General features: G+C 51.4%; 15 protein-coding genes and 1 tRNA gene. 6 read left to right on the top strand and 10 right to left on the bottom strand.

All coding sequences use genetic code 11. The features are described 5' to 3' along the window. The first annotated feature begins 54 nt into the window (after positions 1 to 54). Entirely contained in the window at positions 55 to 624 is a 570-nt protein-coding gene (locus TREPR_RS03465; RefSeq protein ID WP_015706897.1) for a chromate transporter, read from the top strand. Then, complete coding sequence (locus tag TREPR_RS03460) at positions 621 to 1172, top strand: chromate transporter (RefSeq protein WP_015706896.1); 552 nt, start codon at positions 621 to 623, stop codon at positions 1170 to 1172. Before TREPR_RS03465 ends, TREPR_RS03460 begins: the two co-directional genes overlap by 4 nt. Positions 1173 to 1257: 85 nt before the next feature. On the opposite strand, the gene TREPR_RS03455 is transcribed toward TREPR_RS03460, so the two are convergent. Continuing rightward, on the bottom strand, positions 1258 to 1506 hold the full coding sequence (locus TREPR_RS03455) for a hypothetical protein (RefSeq protein ID WP_015706895.1): 249 nt from the start codon (positions 1504 to 1506) through the stop codon (positions 1258 to 1260). Between the two features lie 131 nt (positions 1507 to 1637). Beyond that, positions 1638 to 1710: transfer RNA gene (locus TREPR_RS03450), tRNA-Ala, on the bottom strand. A gap of 42 nt (positions 1711 to 1752) precedes the next feature. Between TREPR_RS03450 and TREPR_RS03445 the strand changes: the two genes are divergently transcribed. Next, the gene (locus TREPR_RS03445; protein WP_015706894.1) at positions 1753 to 2976 is read left to right on the top strand and encodes a glycosyltransferase family 2 protein; all 1224 of its coding nucleotides are present in this window, start codon (positions 1753 to 1755) and stop codon (positions 2974 to 2976) included. A 5-nt stretch (positions 2977 to 2981) separates the two neighbouring features. Here the strand turns inward: TREPR_RS03445 and TREPR_RS03440 are convergent, their stop codons facing one another. Together TREPR_RS03440 and ilvE are read right to left on the bottom strand one after the other, a co-directional pair. After that, on the bottom strand, positions 2982 to 4277 hold the full coding sequence (locus TREPR_RS03440) for a BamA/TamA family outer membrane protein (protein WP_015706893.1): 1296 nt from the start codon (positions 4275 to 4277) through the stop codon (positions 2982 to 2984). A gap of 21 nt (positions 4278 to 4298) precedes the next feature. After that, positions 4299 to 5384 carry a branched-chain-amino-acid transaminase gene (gene ilvE / locus TREPR_RS03435; RefSeq protein ID WP_015706892.1) on the bottom strand — a complete coding sequence of 362 codons (1086 nt, stop codon included), beginning with the start codon at positions 5382 to 5384 and terminating at the stop codon, positions 4299 to 4301. Between the two features lie 297 nt (positions 5385 to 5681). Between ilvE and TREPR_RS03425 the strand changes: the two genes are divergently transcribed. Both TREPR_RS03425 and TREPR_RS19090 read left to right on the top strand, forming a co-directional pair. Then, complete coding sequence (locus TREPR_RS03425) at positions 5682 to 7226, top strand: peptidylprolyl isomerase (RefSeq protein ID WP_015706891.1); 1545 nt, start codon at positions 5682 to 5684, stop codon at positions 7224 to 7226. Between the two features lie 3 nt (positions 7227 to 7229). Next, positions 7230 to 8900 carry a 6-hydroxymethylpterin diphosphokinase MptE-like protein gene (locus TREPR_RS19090; protein ID WP_015706890.1) on the top strand — a complete coding sequence of 557 codons (1671 nt, stop codon included), beginning with the start codon at positions 7230 to 7232 and terminating at the stop codon, positions 8898 to 8900. Here the strand turns inward: TREPR_RS19090 and TREPR_RS03415 are convergent. The 3 genes from TREPR_RS03415 to TREPR_RS03405 are packed head-to-tail and all read right to left on the bottom strand — an operon-like array spanning position 8897 to position 11540. Beyond that, positions 8897 to 9880, bottom strand: coding sequence for a hypothetical protein (locus TREPR_RS03415; protein WP_015706889.1), 984 nt, complete (start codon positions 9878 to 9880; stop codon positions 8897 to 8899). The two genes, TREPR_RS19090 and TREPR_RS03415, sit on opposite strands and share 4 nt — an antisense overlap. A 13-nt stretch (positions 9881 to 9893) precedes the next feature. Beyond that, positions 9894 to 10319: a hypothetical protein gene (locus tag TREPR_RS03410; RefSeq protein WP_015706888.1), complete on the bottom strand. Its 426-nt coding sequence runs from the start codon at positions 10317 to 10319 to the stop codon at positions 9894 to 9896. 24 nt (positions 10320 to 10343) lie between these two features. Beyond that, the gene (locus TREPR_RS03405; protein ID WP_015706887.1) at positions 10344 to 11540 is read right to left on the bottom strand and encodes a hypothetical protein; all 1197 of its coding nucleotides are present in this window, start codon (positions 11538 to 11540) and stop codon (positions 10344 to 10346) included. 373 nt (positions 11541 to 11913) lie between these two features. Between TREPR_RS03405 and TREPR_RS03400 the strand changes: the two genes are divergently transcribed. Beyond that, a complete protein-coding gene (locus TREPR_RS03400; RefSeq protein WP_015706886.1) occupies positions 11914 to 12933 on the top strand; it encodes a PD-(D/E)XK nuclease family transposase in 1020 nt (339 codons plus the stop codon). Positions 12934 to 13007: 74 nt separating this feature from the next. Here TREPR_RS03400 and TREPR_RS03395 read toward each other — a convergent pair whose 3' ends face one another. The 3 genes from TREPR_RS03395 to lepA all read right to left on the bottom strand — a co-directional run bounded on the left by TREPR_RS03395 (position 13008) and on the right by lepA (position 20111). Then, positions 13008 to 14090, bottom strand: a complete 1083-nt coding sequence (locus TREPR_RS03395; RefSeq protein ID WP_015706885.1) for a hypothetical protein — start codon at positions 14088 to 14090, stop codon at positions 13008 to 13010. A 10-nt stretch (positions 14091 to 14100) separates the two neighbouring features. After that, positions 14101 to 18129 carry a hypothetical protein gene (locus TREPR_RS03390; protein WP_015706884.1) on the bottom strand — a complete coding sequence of 1343 codons (4029 nt, stop codon included), beginning with the start codon at positions 18127 to 18129 and terminating at the stop codon, positions 14101 to 14103. Between the two features lie 161 nt (positions 18130 to 18290). Continuing rightward, on the bottom strand, positions 18291 to 20111 hold the full coding sequence (gene lepA / locus TREPR_RS03385) for a translation elongation factor 4 (RefSeq protein ID WP_015706883.1): 1821 nt from the start codon (positions 20109 to 20111) through the stop codon (positions 18291 to 18293). Positions 20112 to 20132 lie beyond the last annotated feature (21 nt).

Genomic DNA, 20132 nt, shown 5'->3' with positions numbered 1-20132 from the left:
AAATATTTGAAAGGCAGCGCTAATAGGGACAGAGCTCGAAAAAAGGAATCAACCTTGAATGAATATTTCGATTTATTTGTAAGCTTCGCGAAGATCGGCAGCATCACCTTCGGGGGTGGCTATGCCATGCTCCCCATCATTGAACGGGAACTGGTGGCAAAGAAAGGTTGGGTCACCATCGACGAGGTGATGGACTATTTCGCCATCGGCCAGGTGACTCCGGGGATCATCGCTGTCAATGTTTCTACTTTTATCGGGTATAAGCGAAAGGGTATCCCCGGGGGCATCCTGGCTACCCTGGGAATGATACTCCCCTCCCTGGTCATCATCACCATCATTGCCGGCTTCCTTAAAAATTTTTCGGACCTTCCACCGGTCCAGCATGCTTTCAAGGGTATCCGGGTAGCTGTGGGCGCCCTTATCCTGGATGCGGTGATCAAACTCCTTAAAGGGGCGGTTAAAGATTGGAAATCCGTGGCAATCTGTGTTGCTGCCTTTGCCCTTTCCGCCGTGCTGAATGCTTCCCCGGTGTTTCTGGTGATTGCCGCCGGCTTTGCGGGGTTTCTCCTCTACCGGCCAAATCGCCCTCCCCGGCCCTCCGCTAAAGATGAGAAAACCCCATGACACTTGTTCTGCTTTTTGCCGAATTTTTCAAGGTCGGCCTTTTTGCCGTAGGCGGCGGCTTGGCAACCTTGCCCTTCCTCTACCGGATGGCGGATAGATATGAATGGCTTAGCTATGAGGATATCGCCAATATGATCGCCATTTCCGAATCTACCCCCGGCCCTATCGGCGTTAATATGTCTACCTACACGGGTTTTCAATGCGCTGGGGTTGTGGGTGCGATTATTACTACCTTGGGGCTGGTGTGCCCTTCAATTATCGTGATTATAATCATTGCAAAGATACTTCAGTCTTTTAAGGAAAGCCCCCTGGTGGGGTCGATCTTTTCCGGGCTCCGCCCGGCAGCTACGGGGCTTATCGCCGCTGCCGGCCTCGGCGTCATCAGGCTCTCGCTCTACAACGGCGCCGCACCGGTCTGGTACGAACTGCTCCGATGGCGGGAGTGTATTCTCTTTGCCGGATTGTTTTTGCTTATCCGTCTCTTGAAAAAACATCCCATTGTATACATCGCCGCAGCGGGGATTGCAGGGGTCATATTTGGGTTATAAACCGGGCCTTGATATTGCCGGTATGTCCCGGTAAAAAAAAGAACAACCCCGTAAGAGGCTGTTCTTTTTTTTGATCTGAATGAAACTAGTTGTTGCTCGGCTGAGGTGAACTGATCAGCGGCTTTTTAGGGGCGGCTTTTTTCGCCGGTGCCTTTTTGGCCTTTGCTTTTGCCTTGGCGGGGGCTTTTTTCGCCGGCGCTTTGGCAGCTGCTTTAACCGCAGCCACTGTTTCGGTCAGGTACTTCTTTTCCGCCACTACAATTTCCTTGTCGACAGCGGTACGCTTTGCATAGAGCTTCTTAAGCCCTTCAAGTGATTTATCGAGACTTGCCATGGGAACCTCCTGCTTTTGACAATACATCATTACAATTAGTTTGTCGAGTAAATAAAAAAGAATTTAAGGATAATCTTTTAATTATTTGAAATTTCAAGTACTTTAATCATTTGAAAGGTAACAATAATTATTGGAGAATACCGGATTCGAACCGGTGACCTATTGATTGCGAACCAATCGCTCTACCAACTGAGCTAATTCCCCGTATCTGGGAAAAGTATAGCAAGTACTGTATACTTTGGCAATATGGAAACAGCCTGGATTTTGTATACAATTTTCCGTTTTTCCTTTGCCCTTGTTTTTGTGGGGCTCCACTGCGTTTTAATGGCCGGGCTCTTCCTGGAATGGCGCCGGGACAAGCAAGCTTGCCGGGCTGCCGTGAGCTCTGTCCCCAATCTCTCCGACAGCTCTGTCCCCAATGTTTCGGTGATTATTCCAATCCATAATGAAGCTGAGCGTATGGCAGGCTTGCTCCGGAGCCTGGAACTTCAGGATTATCCTTCCGCAGAGTATATCTTTGTGGATGACCGTTCCTCAGACGGGAGCCTTGCAATGATCCGGCGCTTTGCCGAAACCGGCGGGAATGTGAGGATTATCACCCTAACGGAAAATCCTGGACTGAACCATAAGCAGTACGCCCTAAGCCGCGGAATCGATGCCGCCCTGGGGGATCTGCTCCTCTTTACCGATGCGGACTGTGAGGCACCCCCGTCCTGGATCCGCGCCATGGCGCTGCGCATGGCCGACCAACGGATCGGGGCGGTGATAGGGCCGGTGTTCAAGCTGCATTTCGAGCGGTCGTATGTTTGGGGACAGAGCTCAGCCGAACGGGGACAGAGCTCGTTTGCAAGGCGTTTTTTTCATACATACCAATGCTTTGACCATGCCATACGGTATATGTACCTGGCAGCCTCCACGGGCATCGGGGCAGCCGGGGGCGGGTTTGGGAACAACCTCATCCTGCGCCGCCAGGCGCTGGACTCAATCGGGGGCTATGAACAGGTGCCTCCATCCCCCACGGAAGATGCGGCGCTGATTTCCCAGATCCGGGCGGGTGGGAAGTATACAGTCCGATCCGCCTGCGGCGACGATGTCCATGTGATGACCAGAGGGGAAAACTCCTGGGCCGCCCTGGTCAACCAAACCCTCCGCTGGAATAACGGTGGCCTTTTCAGCCCCGAAATTTCTACCAGGCTGAATTTTGGCTTTTTGATGGTTACCATCTCCATGGGGATGATTGCCATACCCTTTGTACCCCTCATCCCGTCCCTCTGGCCCCTCCCCGCAGCGGTGTTCCTCTCCATGACCGTGAACACCCTGGCCACCCTGCGCATTTTCGGCGCCGCCCTGCCCAAGGCGGGGCCGGCCTGGGCGCTCCATGCGGTCTTTACCCCCCTGTATTTCACCTTTCTGACCATACTGGGGTTTTGCGGGGCTAAAGTTGAATGGAAGGGCAGCGAGGTCCGGTAAGCGGTTCAGAAGCTCATGCCCATGCTGAAGGTCCCCTGGAATTCCTCCGCCGCGACATTATAGGAGACCCCGATCCCCAGGGCGGGGATGGCTATTCTGCTCAGGTAGAAGGAGATGGCCCCGCTTACCCCATGGTCGAACTGATGCCCCAGGATGGGGCCGTAGGAATAGATTACCTGATAGGAAACCTGAGCTGCCAGGGTCCCCTGGGAAAACTTAAAGAGATACTTTTCAAATTCCACCGCAGCACCGGCGTAGTTCCTGGCAGAAAAGGTAGCGGGGAGTATGTTGATACCCACAGCATTGGAGGAGGATTCAAAAAGGGGCGGCGCCTTGGGAGTGTAGTACAGCCCCCCTCGGAGGCCCGCCTGAAAGCCGGGGATGATAGGAAATTCATAGTTGCCCCGCACTAATGCGCTGTGCAGGGGATCGGAATCAAATAAAGTGGTGAGGGTATATTCGAGGCTGGCACTTTGCTCGGAGAGGAGAAAGCCGTCCCAATGGCTGGCACTCGCCGAAAGGGAAGGGTTGACCCGTATCCCAAAGGCCCCTTCGTCAGGGACCCTCAGAGGGTTCTCGGTTTTCAGGATGTTTCGCCGGATCAGCGCGGTGGAGGCCGACAGGGTGAAGGGTTCCTTCAACGGGTACTGCACTCCCACACTGCCCATGATGGACTCCTGATCGTAGCGGCGAAGGTCCCGCTTTTTTTGATCCGTGTCCCGCTGGTTCTGCCTACCGTACATGCCCATAATACTCCAGCCGGGGAAATGTTCCCGCTCCGGGGTGTATTGATAAATCACCGTAGCAAACCAACCGGAGTTGCCATAGAGTCCCGCCACGATAAATTTGTCGTTAAGCCCGAAGGCATTGGCGTCCATCAGAGCGGCGCCTCCCCGTATGCCCCCATCGGAATCCAGGAAAAACACCGGGATTGGGAAAAAGGCCCACTTCTCCCGGACCTCCACGACCAGAATCATCCCGCTGCTATCGGGAGCTTCGTTGATTGCTATGGAAACCGGTTCCAGAATCCCGGTATTCATGATTGTCGCGGTAACCTGATTGATATCCAGTGTCGCCGCATCATAGCCGATGTACTTTTTCAGGGGATATTCCGCCACATAGAGCTTGGTCCGCTTGAGGCCGGTGATTGAAACGGCGGTGATAATCCGGGGAACCAGGGGCCGGACATCTCCGGCCTCGGCCGCCGCGTCCGGGGAAAGTTCCGCAGCCTGTGGGTACAGACACAGGCCGGGAAACACCATGAGGACAAAAAGAAAACTGAACCCCGCTTTTTTTACCACCGAAACCACTGCTTCGGGCTTTTACAGAACAGGGGTCATCCACCCCTTGGTGTCGGGAAGGGTGCCGTACTGGATGCCCTTCAGGGTGTCCCGTAGTTCCGCGGTGAGCTCCCCCACCTTGCCGTTGTTGAAAACCGCCTTTTTGCCCTGGTGGGTGAGGGATTCGATGGGGGTGGCCCCGGCCGCGGTGCCACTGACAAAGCACTCCACCGCCTCGGCAAAGACCTCGTCAATGGCGATTTGCCGCTCCGAGACTTGCACGCCCCGGTCCTTTGCCAGCTCAATAATGCTAGAGCGGGTGATACCCGGCAGGATGGTGTCCCCCAGCGCCGGGGTCACCAGCTCCCCGGATTTGAGGCGGAAGAAGATGTTGCAGGAAGAGCCTTCCTCCACGTACTTCCGGTGGGTGGCATCCAAGAACACGCACTCCATGAAGCCCACGTCCGCGGCCTCATGCTTGGCCAGGGCGGAGATGACGTAGTTGGAGGCCGCCTTGATCCAGCCCGTGCCCTTGGGGGTCGCCCGGATGCGCTCGGTAACCACAGCCTCGGATTTACCATCGGAAAAGTAGGAGCTCACCGGGGTGGTGACGATGATCACCCAGGGCTCGCGGGAGATGTTCACCCCGATGCCCCCCTCGGCATAGGTGAAGGGGCGGATGTAGATTGAGTCGGCGGTCATGAAGGAATCCTTCTCCCAGCTTGCCTGGTATGGGGGCCGGAACCCAAGCCGGGCATTTTGCCGCACCGTTTCCACGCAGGCTTTGACAAAGCTGTCTTCCGGAAAGCCGGGCATAAAGAGGCCGGTCATGGACCGGTTGAACCGCGCGGCATTCCGGTCGGGCCGGAAAATCGCCAGCCCACCATCCTTCTGGGGCAGGGCCTTAAGGCCCTCGAAACAGGAGAGGCCGTACTGGGTGGTGTAGCCCACCAGGGGCATATCGGTATAAAAGTTCCGGGCGGCGGACAGGGCGTTTGCCGCGTCGGCGCCCAAGGCGGCTTCCTCAGCCGGGGTTTTATGGGGTTTTTCCAGGTATTCTTCGGTCCAGGCCTTCCCCGCATATTTAGCCCGGTAGGTCACGGGGTAGGAATTTAATGAAAATGCCATTGCAGTCTCCTTTGCTAGGGGGAGTTTATCAAAAAGCAGTTGGCGTGGCAATGAGCTCTGTCCCCAGACCAGCGAGCTCTGTCTCCAGACCGGTAAGCTCTGTCCCCAGGCCAGCGAGCTCTGTCCCCAGGCCAGCGAGCTCTGTCTCCAGACCGGTAAGCTCTGTCCCCAGGCCAGCGAGCTCTGTCCCCAGATCGGTGAGCTCTGTCCCCAGACCGGCGTATGAAAAACAGAGACGGCCGTCTTGCCACGCTCCCAACAAAATGCTATATTTTCCGATTATAAGAGGTTAATGTTATGGCTCCCAGGGAAAAAAAACAGCTTGTTCATGAAGAGAATTCTACGAAAGGGGAATGGGTGCGCCGTTTCAAGGCTAATCCCTTCATCTTTATCGGGACTATTGTCATTCTGATTATTGTTATCGTGGCCTTTGTGCTGGTCCCCGCTATTGTGCCCAGTGCCGGCGGTCCCCAGGTGGATCTGGTCTTTGGATCCTACGACAAGATTCCCATCAGCTATGTGCCGGGCAATTTCCTTGCCCAGGTGCAGGATACCCTGGCCCGGTACATGCAGAGTTCCATCACGGAAAGCAACTACCAGTTTGCCACCTACCAGATTTGGCGGCAGGCTTTTGAGGAGACGGTGATCCACACTGCGGTACTCCAAGAGATGAAGCGGGCGGGGTTCTTAGCCCCGGAGACTCTGGTCGATAAGCAGGTAGCCCAGCTGCCCCAGTTCCAGGAAAACGGCCGTTTTTCCGTGAGCCGCTTCCGGGATATAGACAGGATATCCCGCATGTCCCTCTGGCGAGAGGTGCAGGACAGCATTGCCGAGGGGCATTACCGGGAGGATATTGCCGGGCTCCGGGTTTCGTCCCAGGAAAGCGAATTTTTCAGCAATATGGCCGCAAGGTTGCGGCGTTTCGATATGGCCCTCTTCCCCCTGTCCGGCTACCCTGCTGAGGAGCTGACTGCCTTTGCTACGGCGGAGGCGGATCTGTTCCGCACCCTCCACCTGTCCCGGATTACCATCACCTCCAGCGAGCGGGAGGCCCAGCAGGTGCTTGCTGCGGTCAAGAACGGCTCTCAGACCTTTGAGGAGGCCGCCCAGACCCAGTCCCAGGACGGTTTTGCCGACCGGGGCGGGGACATGGGCATCCGGATGGCCTACGAACTGGCCGCCGATGTGCCTGATGAGGCGGAACGGGCGGCGGTTATCGCTACCCCTCCGGGCGAATACAGCCCCATTGTCAAGGTTCCTGCCGGCTGGGCCTTCTTCCGCACCGAGGATGCGCCCTATCCCCTGAACCCTGAGGAGCCAGGGAGCCTGGACAAGGTCCGCGCCTACATGACTGAAACCCGTCGGGGCGTCATAGAGGACTGGCTCTTTGCCAAGGCGCGGGAATTTAGCGGTACTGTGCAGGAGTTGGGCTTTGACGCTGCCATTGCGGCGCAGGGGGTGGAACGGCGCGGCTTTGGCCCGGTGCCCCTGAACTACGGGGGGGTCAGCATGGACACGGGAGGGGAGAACCTCTTCGCCACCCTAGCCTCCCAGCAGGTTTCTGAGCTTTCCGGCGCCGAAGAAAACACCCCCTTCTGGCAGGCTGCCTTTTTTACCCCCCTCCTTACCCCTTCGGAGCCCCTGGTTGTGGGGGACACGGTGATTGTCCTCTACCCCTTGGAGGAGACGGTTAAGGACGGGGATGAGCTGGAAAACATCAAAACCTTCTACGGCCCCTGGGTAAGCCAGGATTCCGAGCAAGGGCTGCGCACCCATTTCCTTCAGAGCAAGAGGTTGGACGATAATTTCTTCCCCGTCTTCTCCCAGTACTTCTGGCAATAATACATGACCGGTGAAACGCCCCGGCGATTTGCGGCCCGCCGGGGCCTTTCCGTTTCCTATAAAGGAAAAACCCTCCTTTCTACCATTGACCCTGCCGCCCTGGCCGACCGTATCGTAGCGGCCCTCCCTGACACGAAAGGTACCCTCTACTTCTGCCCCTCCCCCCTGTACGGCTACGGCCTGCAAAGGCTTCTGGATCGGATCGGCCCTGAACCGGCCGCCGATTCGGCGGTGCTCTGCGTGGAAATTGACGAAGCGCTCATGGGCCTGTCCCAAGATAGCTTTGGTGAATCCCTGCTGGGCCATCCCCGGCTCCGCCTGGTCAGGACCGCAGACCCGGCCCTGCTCTGCGGCTTTGTCCGGGAGGCCTGGGGCAGCCGTAGGTTCCGCCGCCTTACGCCCCTGGGCTTGACCGGGGGCCGGCACTTGTACCCCGAAGCCTACGCAGCCCTGGAGGCAGCCCTGGCCCAGGACATTGCCCTGGACTGGGGCAATGCCATGACCCTGGTAAAGCTGGGACGGCTCTATGCCCGGAATGCCCTGCGGAACCTGGCCCTGCTCCCAAAGGCGCCGCCCGTGTCGGCCCTCAGCTTCGGCGCCGACCCGGTCCTGGTCCTGGGAGCCGGGCCTTCCCTGGACCCGGTCCTGGACGCCCTGACTGCCGAGCCGGGCCTGGGGAACCGCGGTTCCCGGCCCTTCAGGATTGTCTGCGTGGACACCGCCCTTTCTTCCCTACGGGAGCGGAACATACAACCGGATCTGGCGGTGGCCCTGGAAAGCCAGCACTGGAACCTCCGGGACTTTATCGGCCTGGGCGGCTGGGAACTGCCGGTGGCCATGGACCTGTCCGCCCTCCCCGTCACGGGGGACATAAGGGGCCTCCAGCCCTACCTTTTTGCAAGCCCCTGGACCCGGCTCAGCCTCTTTGACCGGCTTAAAGCCGCAGACTTGCTCCCGGATACCCTGCCGCCCCTGGGCTCAGTGGGGCTCAGCGCCCTGGCCCTGGCCTGCCGCCTTTCCACGGGCCCCCTGATCGTCGCGGGGATCGACTTTTCCTACACCCCAGACCGGTCCCACGCCCGTTCCGCCCCGGCCCACCTGGACCAGCTCCGCCGGCAAACCCGCCTCTCGGGCCTCATCAACGCCGCCGCCGTCTTCCGCCGTGGCAGTCTCCCGGCCCTGCCCAAGACCGGCGCCCCGGTGCTGACCAACCCGGCGATGAAAAGTTACCGCGACCTCTTTGAGCGGGAATTTGCCGGCCAGGGCCGCATCCGGGACATAGCCGGCTCCGGCCTGCCCCTGGGGCTGAAGACCCTGACCCTGGGAGAAGCCTTTGCCATACTGACCAAAACGGTGACAGTCACCGTTTTGACGAAAAAGGTGACTGTCACCGTTTCTGACACCAGGGCCGCCGCCTTTGTCCGGGGGGAACTGGAGGCCTTGACTGCGCTCCGGGGAGTACTCACCGGGGAAGCTTGCCCGGCGCCGACGGAATTTGAGGCCCTGCTGGATTACTGCGGCTACCTCTGGGCTCACTTCCCGGACTGCGCCGGCGCCGAGGGTAGGCGGCCGGGGGGAACGGACATCGGCTTTCTCAAGCGGGTGCGGACAGAGATTGACCCATTCATAAAACTGTTGGAATTAACATTGAGGGAATTATCTGCGGGAAACTAATGTTTGATCAGGCCTATCCGGTATCCGGCGGACAGGGTAATAAAGCTGCGGTTATAGCTGAGCTTGGCATCCGGCACATTGGTAGGCCCCATATCCATGGAATAGCGAAGATCAAACAGTAAAACTCCTACCCCTGTTTTTACCCCAAAGTCCACCCCCGCAAGGATGCCTAAGGGCGGCGGCATGGATGCTCCTAAAAGCGGGATTGTCCCATACCCCCCCACATAAGGCCCCAGGGTAAAACGATCGGTTGGATTGAAAATATATTTTACCATAAGCGGAATACTCAAAACGGAAGTGGAATATACAATAGGTGTAGGGTTAGCCAGGGAACGTTGATATTCCGCCCTGTCCAGGGCAATGTCCAAGCCCAGTTGAAGCGCAAGAAAATTGAGAACATGAATCTCCGGCTCAAGGCCTACATCGAAGGTGATGATTGATGTGCTGGGAAAAGAGTCAGCGGTGGCCATATAATAACGAGACGAAATACCCGCCCTGATATTCAAAAACACCCACCGGGATTTCCACGCATCAGGGGGCTCTGAAAGCGTTTTCGATCTTTTTTCCACTTCCACTATTTGAAGTTCCGTGCTTACCTCTTTTAAGGGCGCGCTGGCAAACATGGAGCGCAGCACCGGCTGGAGGGTTTCATAGGTGTCCTCTTTTACCGCAAAGGCTAAATCGGTGGAGACAATATCGGTTTCCCCCTCTACGTCGAAAAGGGTAAGCTCCAATACCTGACCGGGCCTGCTTGCAGCATTATTGATGGAACAGGTTAAGGCATAATCCGCCGATAGAATATTGTCAGTTACGGTATACCCTGCGGCGATTACTTCCATCCTTAGATTTCGATCAAAGAAACGCAGTTCCTCCGGGGTACCTTTGGAAACATCGACAAACACCGCCGCGCCTATCCTGGTTTGGGAAAAGGCCAGAACTGAGGAGAGAAACAGGATACATGCGCAGATGATTTTTTTCACAATTCCTGCTGCTCTAAGGACCGGTGATAATGATTCCAACGCCGTGACCGGGGCCGCCATTATCATAATACGCTTCTTCTCTGGCGTTTAACACGGTTATCGTATACTCCGTGGGTTCCATATCAGCGTAGCTTACGCCGATGTTCCAGGTTCCGGGATCCTCTTCCCCAAAACGGTAAAAATCCACCGCTTCCCCCCGTATCATGGTAGTCACATCCTCAATAGGAAGCTTGGAAAGACCGCCATCGACTTTGTACAGAAATACCGTAAGATCCCGTTCTTTAATAAAACTACTTTGAATACTATAAATAACCCGGGAAGGTTCCGCTTTTAAAAAACCAGGTTCATCGGGGTATAGAAATCCTGTTGTAACAGCGCCGCAGGACGAGAACCCTGCGACGCCTATTAATAGGATGATAAACCGTTTTACACGATTCATAGGATTCCTAAAGGGAAATAATCCTCAATAGCTCGTACCAACGGGAACCGGCAACAAGGTATCCGGCGTGACGCCTAAAGCGATCAGGATGCCCGCTCCGCTATTTTCCGCTGTAAGGGTATCAGTATCAAGCCTACGGGTATCAAGGCCGTTCCTGACATGCCATTTAATAGCCTTCATTTGACTAGTGGCATTCCTGGTAGTAGGGTCCTTAAAGGCATATACCGATATATCAATGCCAAGGTTGGTAACCCCAGCAGTATCCGGCAGCTTAAAACTAAAACTCAATACCCCACCATCAACCGCAGGCTCAGGGTTCCCCCCGACTGCCACTGCGCTAAATGCAGGAGTAGGAGACGCCAAGGCTTCAAGCTCAAACCCGGTTACCTCCTTTTCATTGGAATCTTTAACTGCTGTCCCAACCCCCCCGATTTTAAAATCGACCGTCGGGGCGTCTATAGCTGATTTGAACACAGGGGAAGTGCCGGAAGTATATTTATACCCAGGGAACACTCCCACGGTGTTTGTATCAAATGTGACAGTTATAGTAGCTCCGGCGGAGGTTAACGGATAAGTATAATGGGAATACGCAAAGGCATCCGCTGTCGCTGGAGTCTTTCCGGACACAGGGCTCCCTGAAAGCGTAAGTTTTTTCGTGGTATCACCATCAAATCCCGCTAAATCAAGTGTGGTTAATTTAAAGGCTATAACAGTCGCGCCGGTCCCGACATTTGAAATGCCACCTGTATCGCTTATAATGAAAGCTGGCGAACCTGCTACATCAGGTGTACCTCCTCCTCCACTTGCGCCTGTACCGCCGACATACTGGATATCCGTGGCTAAGAGTACCGCAGTGTCCCCAGTTTCTTTTCTTCCGGCAAACAAAACGGCATAATAGTTACCAGGCGCTATTTTGAGGACCAGTTCCTTGTCCACACCCTTATAGCCGGTTGCGGAATAGTACTTACCGGTAGGAACGGCTGGCGATGCATTATTCACCTGCTGGAACACCACCTCATAGAAATCAATGTTACCCTTCGCTACCGCAGTGGTTACCGCTCTGCCGGCGCTTTCCAGCGGTACGGTAACCGTCACCAGGCGGTTTCCCTGGGCGTCATATTCTGCCGAGTCTTCACCGGCGTCAAAGGCTGCCGCGCAGGCGGTAACCAGGGCTGCGGCCAGGATGGCTGCGGCTAAAAACTTTAGGTTCCTTCTTAACATAGTTTGCTCCTAAAAAAAGTATAAACGCAGCATAGGCCGCATATTATTGACCATAATAGTAATGATTGGTCGGCAAGGCAAAAGATGAGTTATTACATAAACAGTCACTTATAACCATAATACAACACCTAGCAATTGTCCATAATACTTAAAAAAATAATAAAAAAGCGCTTTTTCTTATAGACAGGGCCAAAAAAACGCCCCTCCCTTAGCGTACAGCTCCGGAGAACTACGCTACAGGTAGGGGGCATGACCGGAGGTGCGATTTCTGTCATTTTTTGAAGTTTTTCAAACTGCGCTAATGTAAAAAATATTCCAGCGCCATACTCAGGGTGGGGCCCCATGGTCTCAAAAACCTTTCCAAGGAGTTTCTATGATAAAAGTCCAATTTTCCGACACCGACGATATTGCGGATCTATGTATTGACGGGGTATTCAAGACCGCCTTCACCCAAAACACCCCCGAGTCCCGGGAAGCCATGAGGTGTATCCTCACCGCTATCCTTAAACGGGAACTCAGGGTTATCACTATTACCGCCAACGAGCCGCCCATCCATGATTTGCGGGATCGGCAAATCCGCTATGACATCAGCATAAGCTTCAATGACGGCGAGCTTGCCAATGTGGAAATTACCCTTTGGCCTGACGCCCATGAGGTACTCCGGCTGGAATATTATGTCGGCAAGCTCTTTCTCAACCAGGACATTAAGGGGAAGGACAAGGACTATAAAGATTTGAAACGGGTGTATCAGATTTCCCTTATAGCAAATCGGCGGCTATTTAATGACAATAACTTAGTTCACCATTTTGAATACCATGACCGGGAACACAATATGCCATTAGGTGGACGGACAACGATCATTACGCTAGAATTGGAGAAACTGGGCCCGGTGTTACAAAAGCCGGTGTCTGAAATGGACGCCCAGGAGCGTTGGGCAGTATTTACCCGGTTTTGCTCGGATAAAAGCAAACGGGGCTTGATCAATGAGTTATTGGCTCAAGAGGAGGGCATAGCCATGGCAGGACAAACGATACAGGGGATAAGCAAGGAACAGCTTGAAGCTTTGCGTCAGATGAGCAGAGAAAAATACGAGCTTGACAGACAAAGCTACGAGACCCAGCTTCGAAGAGAAGCCCGGGAAAAAGTCCGGGCAGAAATCCAGGCAGAAATCCAACGGGAACTGGAAGAAGGCCAAGCAGAAATCCAGCGGGAACTGGAAAAAGGCCAAGCAGAAATCCAGCGGGAACTGGAAAAAGGCCAGGCAGAAATCCAGCGGGAACTGGAAAAAGGCCAGGCAGAAATCCAGCGGGAACTGGAAAAAGGCCGACGGGAACTAGAAGAAAGAGACCGGGTGATTGCGGAGCTCAGGCGGCAGTTGCAGGAAAAAGCGTAGCTGAGGAGTCTGACACCTTACCATTCTCATCCGTTTGTCATTATTACAAATATCTTGCAGACAGGCGCCTGAAATTACCGCTTCCCCGGCCGGGTAAAGAACCCAAGTTTATACCCAAGCCCAATAGAGAATTGAAGCCGGGTGAAACCGGAACCAACGTTATACCTGGTTTGTGTAGCCCCAGGTATTGGGGCATCCTCAAAATCATAGGCTGCCCGAATATCCATGAACAATACCCCGTTTCCGACATTCCCGCCAAACTGCAATCCGGCAACTAAATTTTTCAGCGAAGTAGTGTGATCCCCAAAGTAAAAATTTGTCCCTGCAAATGGTTCAATCATAATACTATTGCCCGGCTTGATTATAAACTTCAGCAGGATGGGTATTGATGTTCCGGTATATTTGATATTTACCGCTTCGTCTTGTTCATACCATAAGGTGAATCCCATCTCGAGGGATAACCAATCCAACACTTGTCCCTCTGCAAATATATTCATAGACGGTACAAACCAATTAAGGCTTATGAGGGTTCCGTCTGAAATATATATAGCCGGGGCTATTGAAAGGGATCCTCCGGCGTAGAGACACTTGTTTTTCCACTCAGTGTTTTTAAGCCGCTCATACTCCAGGCGCTCCTCATCGGTCATGGCGTTATTTGTTTTTCCGTTATAGGTAATTTCGCTGTCCGCCGGTACTTCATACGAAACTTCGTAGGGAACTTCAACTATTTTTTCCTGGTACACCACTAAAGGCTCAATCTCAGTTACCGGGATGTTTGCAAGGATACTGAAAACTACCTGGGGCATCATTTCGTAGGTTTCTTCCGGCACTACTTCATACACCAATTCCTGGGTGATCATGGGATGCCCGTCAGTTTTGTCCATCAGGGTTATGGAGACCACGTGGATCTTTTCGTCGTCAAACTCTTCCAGGGTTAGTTCAATATTGACCCACCAGGGCCCTTCATCCCTGCTATAGACTACGTTAAAGTGGTTGTTTGAACTTATTTCCATTTCGATGGCTTTTACGAAGAAATCATTTTCTTCCGCAGTGCCGCCGCTTGGCGGGGCTATGTAGATATCGTCTATGTCTTTGAAGTGCTGGGAGTATGCGCTTGTGGCTATGAGGAACAGCAGTATGTATAGTGGTTTTTTCATAGCTTCTTTCCTATAACTTCGGCCATCTAATTTTTATTACCCCTGTTAATGGAAAATAAAGTATGTCAACAGATTTTCCTGAATAATCAGAACCAGCTGAGGGGGTAAACGCCCATGTAGCACCAGACGGCAAACTATATCCTGGCGCTGGAATAACTTTTAATTGAACTTGATATGCTTTTTTATTATTGGCCATTAAAGGTCCCAGTTGTGTATGGAAATATCCGTTGATTGGATCAACAGATAGCATATTTTCCCCTCCATTTAAACTATCCTCCACATCATCCCATGAACCACTATTATATTGCCAAGAATCTGGAATCGCTGATAACATTGTTGCTGCTGATAGTGGTGGTTTATACATTTCAATACTATATTGCTCAGGATCGGATGCCCAAGTTACAACAGGATGAGTATACGCAGCGACATTCCATGGACTTACGTTGTCTTTTGGATCAGGAATAACTCCGGACAAGTCTAGTTTTGTAATATCTTCAGCAGGCAGCGTTATATCATCAGTTTTAATCTTAATATCCGGATATAACCATACCATAAAAAAATCTTGATTCGCATGGTGGCTCGTATCAAAATAAATCCAATTTCCTAAAATAGTTGCATGAAGAACCGCAGGAAACTTGCCATCTGCCTTTGATGGAACAAAACTTGGAAGAGGGCTGCCGCCGGCTCCACTTATATTAGTTAAACCCGCATTATTTCTATTTGAAATACCACTGCCATAACTGCTCCAGCCAGGTACCAATACATCATCAAGCCTGATTCTATATGCCCGTGGTAAAAGTTCGATTTTAATTTCTTTTGTTGGCTCAATAATTATTTCGTATGATAAAACTATATCTTTCCTTGCAATGCTTGACTGTAAACCGTCTTCATTTTCTCCGTCAATGAACTGAACCCTTGTTATATTTCCCGACAAACCGCTGGCGCTGGCTCCATGAGACAATCGAATCGTTACTGTACCCAATGGAGCATCGGGATCGTTTTTTGCTACCATATAGGGATCAAACCTGACAGTTTTTAATGCCCCGGCGGAAAGCCAGAAATCTCCTACAAAATAGCTTATATCATCCCTGGTAACTACAGTTGAAGTATTATATTCAATTGGGTACGAAGAATAACTGGCGGACCCGGCAACAACTACTACTCTATAATAGGTATCCTTTTTCAGGGTTTTATATTCTGCAAATTGCCCTTTAGCTAAATAAGCATCCTTCGTCAAATCCCATACTACCCCAGGGCTAGTAGCAGGACTTCCCGTTTTCCCGCCATAAGATGGAGTGCCTGTTGTACTTGCACCAGGACCGGCTACCGGAGAGGCAGAATAGCCAACAGTTCCATCACTGACAGTGCCTTCATATAAAAATACTTCAAAAATCTTAAATGGCAGGGGCCCGGAATAGGAATTATAAATTCGTAATCCTGATTTGTCTGCGTCTATTCCGCTGCCACCCGAACTTCCGCCGCTGATTACTTTCTCAGAACCATCATCAATTACCAAAGTAAACATCCGGTTACTTGAATCAAGTTTAATAGATGCTTCAATATACGAAATGCCCCGTTCATTAGTATATACCCGGGCTAAATAGCTTCCATAGGGAACAGTAAGATGTTCGCTGTTATTAGGCTGAATAACCACTTGTTTTCTTATAATTTCAACTTTAGTTATTGGATCAAGGATAGCAATTTCATGTATTTGATATTGACTCTTATTCTGAACCCATAAGTCGCCTGTAACACCTGCTTGAGGCGGTGAATCATATTCCAATGAGTCTTCATAAACAATAGTTTTCGTCAATCCTTCAATAATTTGAACATTTGTAAATACCGCCAGGCTTTCTCTTTCACTGCTACCTGTTTTTATATAAGGAGTTATTGTATAAAACCCAGGGTCTAATCTTTGCTCAGTGTTACCGCTTACAGAAACTGCACCCGTTGTTATAACAGTCCCGGAAGGGCCTTGGTTTTTTATTTGCAGTTTTGTCAGATCGTTTACAGGCCCGGCATTACGAAAAATTAATGTACCCTTGGCAGGGTCAGATGAACCCGAAGCAGTATCTACATCCGGGGTAACTATAGTGTTAAATGAATAATTTGGTTCAGCCCCTTTAAAATACAGATAATTTACCGTGTTTGGTAAAACTGTTACATATCCATCTTTTGGGGATCCGGTCCCGCTATAAGTTGCTAAAATTTTATAGGCTGCTGGATCCAGCCAAAATTCTTTATGAGCTTTTGATGCAATGGCTGTTGATGATATATTAGCATGTGAAACATTTATAGCTACATCTGAATCATTATATATTACCAATAATCCTTTTTCCAAATTTGATTTTTCCGGAATTGACCCTGTGTCGTCAGTATTATTTACAGTACCATCCTCCGGCCTGTCATCATCATACTTAACATTATATCCCGGAGGGGTATCAAAATTTTTGTAGAAATAAATATGATTGATATATTGGGTAAACCCATAGGGGCTAACAGTTTTTTCAAATTCGTCTATTGACCCTTTGTCATAAACAATATTTACCAGCCACTTTCCAACACCCAAAACGATAGATTTACTATGTCCGTGAGTAATGGCCGCAGGTATACTTGGATATTTTTTTCCGTCTTTTTCAAAGGTAACAGAAGTAATATTTCTAAGGGCAGTCAAATTATGTATCTGAACGACCCCATATTCATTCTTGTATGTATCCGGCACCGCAATAGTTCCGTCTTCATTTGAAATCTGGCCTTCCCCGGTGAAAACATCGGAACTGGGCGGTGGGTTATTCTGCCAATCATCAGGGTCAATCACTTTGGGAGGAACTTCATATTCCGGGCCCAAATCATCGGAACTTAATGCATACTCACCGTCGAGGGGCTTGTAAAAATACAAATAATTAACAAAATTTGCAACACCGGCTTTAACTATAGTTTTTGTAATTGATTTAGAATCGTCAGTATAGGTAATATCTATGCCCCAGTCTCCCGGTTCAAGAATAATACTTTTCTCGCTTCCGGCCAAAGGGCCCGGGGTCATATCTATAGTTTTATCACCTTTTGTAAATGAAACAGAGTTAATGTTCTTTAATCTTGTAACATTTTTGACAATTAAAATACCTAATTGATCCCTTCTGTTATCAGGCAGGATTTTTTGAGGGCTATTATCATTGGATATATCCCCTTCTCCGAGTAATTCTGAAGGGATTTCATCGAATAATTTATCATCCCCAGGCTTGGCATCTTCAGCTTTAAATGTTCCGTCTTTAGCTCTATAAAAATAGACATTCGTAACCGCTCCGGAGAGCGCTACAATTGATTTAGTCAGTTTATTTGAATCGCCATAGTCAATAGTTAGATTTATAACGCCATTTTTTGCAGAAACAATCTCTTCGGTTCCCGGTTGTATCGGGCCTAATGATTCCGGATCAGTGGTCTTATCGAAAGTCACTGTATTAATCGGGACCAATTTTGTCAGATTGTATACATCAATATAACTGTCAATTACCGGATCGTGTGCCGGAAGAGGGGTATCGGTACTTTTATCATCCGGGCTGGGATCCGGGCTTACAGATATTGCCCCGCCGGTGGTACGATAAAGATAAATCCTGGTAAACCCATCTTTATAAAGCTGTAAGGCCCGCTCAAAAGTTTCAGAACCGGTAATAAACGGATCAGCTATATCTTCAAAATCAAAGGTAAATGAAACATCATTGGAATCAAATTCAACCCATGCGGACTTTTCATGGCCTGGTTTAATCGGCTTACCTGTTTCAAGAACAGGGGATGGATAAGTGGTTTTAGCTGTATAAATTCCGGTTATATTTTGACTTGTAATCAGGTTTGTAACCAGTATTCTGGCGTTATAGTTTTCATCCATAAAGCCTGACGGAACAGATTGTAAAGGATCTTGGATTTCCGGATTACTTGCAGCCAGGGGTGGCAGCTCTCTCTCAAATGCTGCATTCAGAGGGTTTCCGCATTGGGTCAAGGTCAATAAAACCGCAAAATATAGAAGAAAAATCCGCTTACGCATGATATTACCTTTAATATTTAGTCAAGTATTGTTTCAAATGAAGGACTTACAATGTAATTTTGGTTTATTTATGGTTTTTTTGCAAGATTTTTATAATTTTTTCCGGTTATACGCAAAAAAAACGTTAAAAAACAGGCCGGGATTTTGCTTGTTCCCGGCCCCTACTCGTCCTTAGACTTCAGCACCGCCAAAAACGCGCTCTGGGGCAGCTCCACGTCTCCTACCATCTTCATCCGCTTCTTCCCTTCCTTCTGCTTTTCCAGGAGCTTCCGCTTCCGGGAGATGTCCCCGCCGTAGCATTTGGCCAGCACGTCCTTGCGCAGGGCGTTCACGGTTTCCCGGGCGATGATCTGGCTGCCTATGGAGCCCTGGATGGCTATCTTGAACTGCTGCCGGGTTATCTCGTCCCGGAGCCGCTCGCAGACTATCTTGGCCCGGTCGTAGGCATTGCCCTTGAAGACCAGCTGGGACAGGGCATCCACCCCCTTGCCGTTGAGGAGTATGTCCAGCTTGACCAATTCGGTGGGCTTGTATTCCGTGACATCGTAGTCAAAGGATGCGTAGCCCCGGCTGATGCTCTTCAGGCGGTCGTAGAAATCAAAGAGCACCTCCGACAGGGGCATGTCGTAGACCATTTCTACCCGCTTTTCATCCAGGTAGGTCATGTTGGTCTGGACTCCCCGTTTGTCCATGCAGAGGGTCATGATGTTGCCCAGGTACGTGGTGGGGGTGATGATAGCGGCCCGTATGTAGGGTTCGTCGGCCCCTTCAATGCGGCCCTCGTCGGGGTACTCGGTAGGGTTGTCCACCAGGAGTTCCTCAGCCGGGTGGCCGGGGTTGCCCCGGAGGCGGACCTTGTACTTTACCGAGGGGGCGGTGAAGATCACGGACTGATCAAATTCCCGCTCAAGCCGCTCCTGGATCACTTCCAGGTGGAGCAGCCCCAGAAAGCCGCAGCGGAAGCCGAAGCCCAGGGCGGCGGAGGAATCTTTTTCGTAGATCAGGGAAGCGTCGTTGAGCTTGAGTTTTTCCAGGCTTGTTTTTAGCTCCTCGTAATCATTGGAGTCCACGGGGTATATCGAGGAAAAGACCACGGGCTTTATCTCCCGGAAGCCGGGCAGGGGCTTTTCGCAGGGGTTCTCCGCATTGGTTACCGTATCCCCCACCCGGACATCGCTCACGGTTTTTACACCTGCGATGATGTACCCCACATTCCCTGCGGACAGCTCGTCGGTTTCCACCAGGGCAAGCTTAAAGACCCCTAGGTTTTCCACTTCATACTCAGAATTGTTGTGCATGAAGCGGATCTTCATGCCCCGCTTAATGGTCCCGTCAAAGATGCGGAGGTGAACCACCACCCCACGGTAGGGATCGTAGTGGCAGTCAAAGATCAGGGCTTGCAGTATTGCTGTGGGGTCCCCGGTGGGCGCGGGAAAACGCTCCACAATGGCCTCAAAAAGTTCGTCCACCCCGGTGCCCTGACGGGCGGAAACCAGCAGGGCGTCCTCGGCGGAAAGGCCCAGGTCATGTTCAATCTGCTGTTTTGTGGCGGGTATGTCTGCGGCAATCATGTCAATTTTATTGATCACCGGCACTATTTCTAAATTGTGCTCCATGGCCAGGTACATATTGGACAGGGTCTGGGCCTGCACCCCCTGGGTGGCGTCCACCAGGAGCAAGGCCCCCTCGCAGGAGTTGATGGCTCGGGAAACCTCGTAGGTAAAGTCCACATGGCCGGGGGTATCAACCAGGTTAAGCTCGTATTCCTGGCCATCCTTGGCGATATAGGGGAGGCACACCGCCTGGCTTTTTATGGTGATCCCCCGCTCCCGCTCAATGTCCATGTTGTCCAGGATCTGGTCCTGAAAATCCCGGTCCGTCACCAAATGAGCTTTCTGGATAAGCCGGTCCGCCAGGGTGGACTTACCGTGATCAATGTGGGCGATGATGCAAAAATTGCGGATATATTCAGGTTTTGCCATAAAACAGCGTTAGCTCCTTGC

The sequence above is a fragment of the Treponema primitia ZAS-2 genome, assembly GCF_000214375.1.
Taxonomy (GTDB): domain Bacteria; phylum Spirochaetota; class Spirochaetia; order Treponematales; family Breznakiellaceae; genus Termitinema; species Termitinema primitia.
Note: the sequence above shows the minus strand (reverse complement) of the source record. Positions and strands in the feature narration are given on the sequence as shown.

What these genes read in the sequence shown, in the direction of transcription:
- TREPR_RS03455 (WP_015706895.1), bottom strand. Translation starts at nt 1,506, where the DNA reads ATGGCAAGTCTCGATAAATCACTTGAAGGGCTTAAGAAGCTCTATGCA.
- TREPR_RS03410 (WP_015706888.1), bottom strand. Translation starts at nt 10,319, where the DNA reads ATGAATCGTGTAAAACGGTTTATCATCCTATTAATAGGCGTCGCAGGG.
- TREPR_RS03395 (WP_015706885.1), bottom strand. Translation starts at nt 14,090, where the DNA reads ATGAAAAAACCACTATACATACTGCTGTTCCTCATAGCCACAAGCGCA.
- TREPR_RS03460 (WP_015706896.1), top strand. Translation starts at nt 621, where the DNA reads ATGACACTTGTTCTGCTTTTTGCCGAATTTTTCAAGGTCGGCCTTTTT.
- lepA (WP_015706883.1), bottom strand. Translation starts at nt 20,111, where the DNA reads ATGGCAAAACCTGAATATATCCGCAATTTTTGCATCATCGCCCACATT.
- TREPR_RS03425 (WP_015706891.1), top strand. Translation starts at nt 5,682, where the DNA reads ATGGCTCCCAGGGAAAAAAAACAGCTTGTTCATGAAGAGAATTCTACG.
- TREPR_RS03390 (WP_015706884.1), bottom strand. Translation starts at nt 18,129, where the DNA reads ATGCGTAAGCGGATTTTTCTTCTATATTTTGCGGTTTTATTGACCTTG.
- TREPR_RS19090 (WP_015706890.1), top strand. Translation starts at nt 7,230, where the DNA reads ATGACCGGTGAAACGCCCCGGCGATTTGCGGCCCGCCGGGGCCTTTCC.
- ilvE (WP_015706892.1), bottom strand. Translation starts at nt 5,384, where the DNA reads ATGGCATTTTCATTAAATTCCTACCCCGTGACCTACCGGGCTAAATAT.
- TREPR_RS03445 (WP_015706894.1), top strand. Translation starts at nt 1,753, where the DNA reads ATGGAAACAGCCTGGATTTTGTATACAATTTTCCGTTTTTCCTTTGCC.
- TREPR_RS03400 (WP_015706886.1), top strand. Translation starts at nt 11,914, where the DNA reads ATGATAAAAGTCCAATTTTCCGACACCGACGATATTGCGGATCTATGT.
- TREPR_RS03405 (WP_015706887.1), bottom strand. Translation starts at nt 11,540, where the DNA reads ATGTTAAGAAGGAACCTAAAGTTTTTAGCCGCAGCCATCCTGGCCGCA.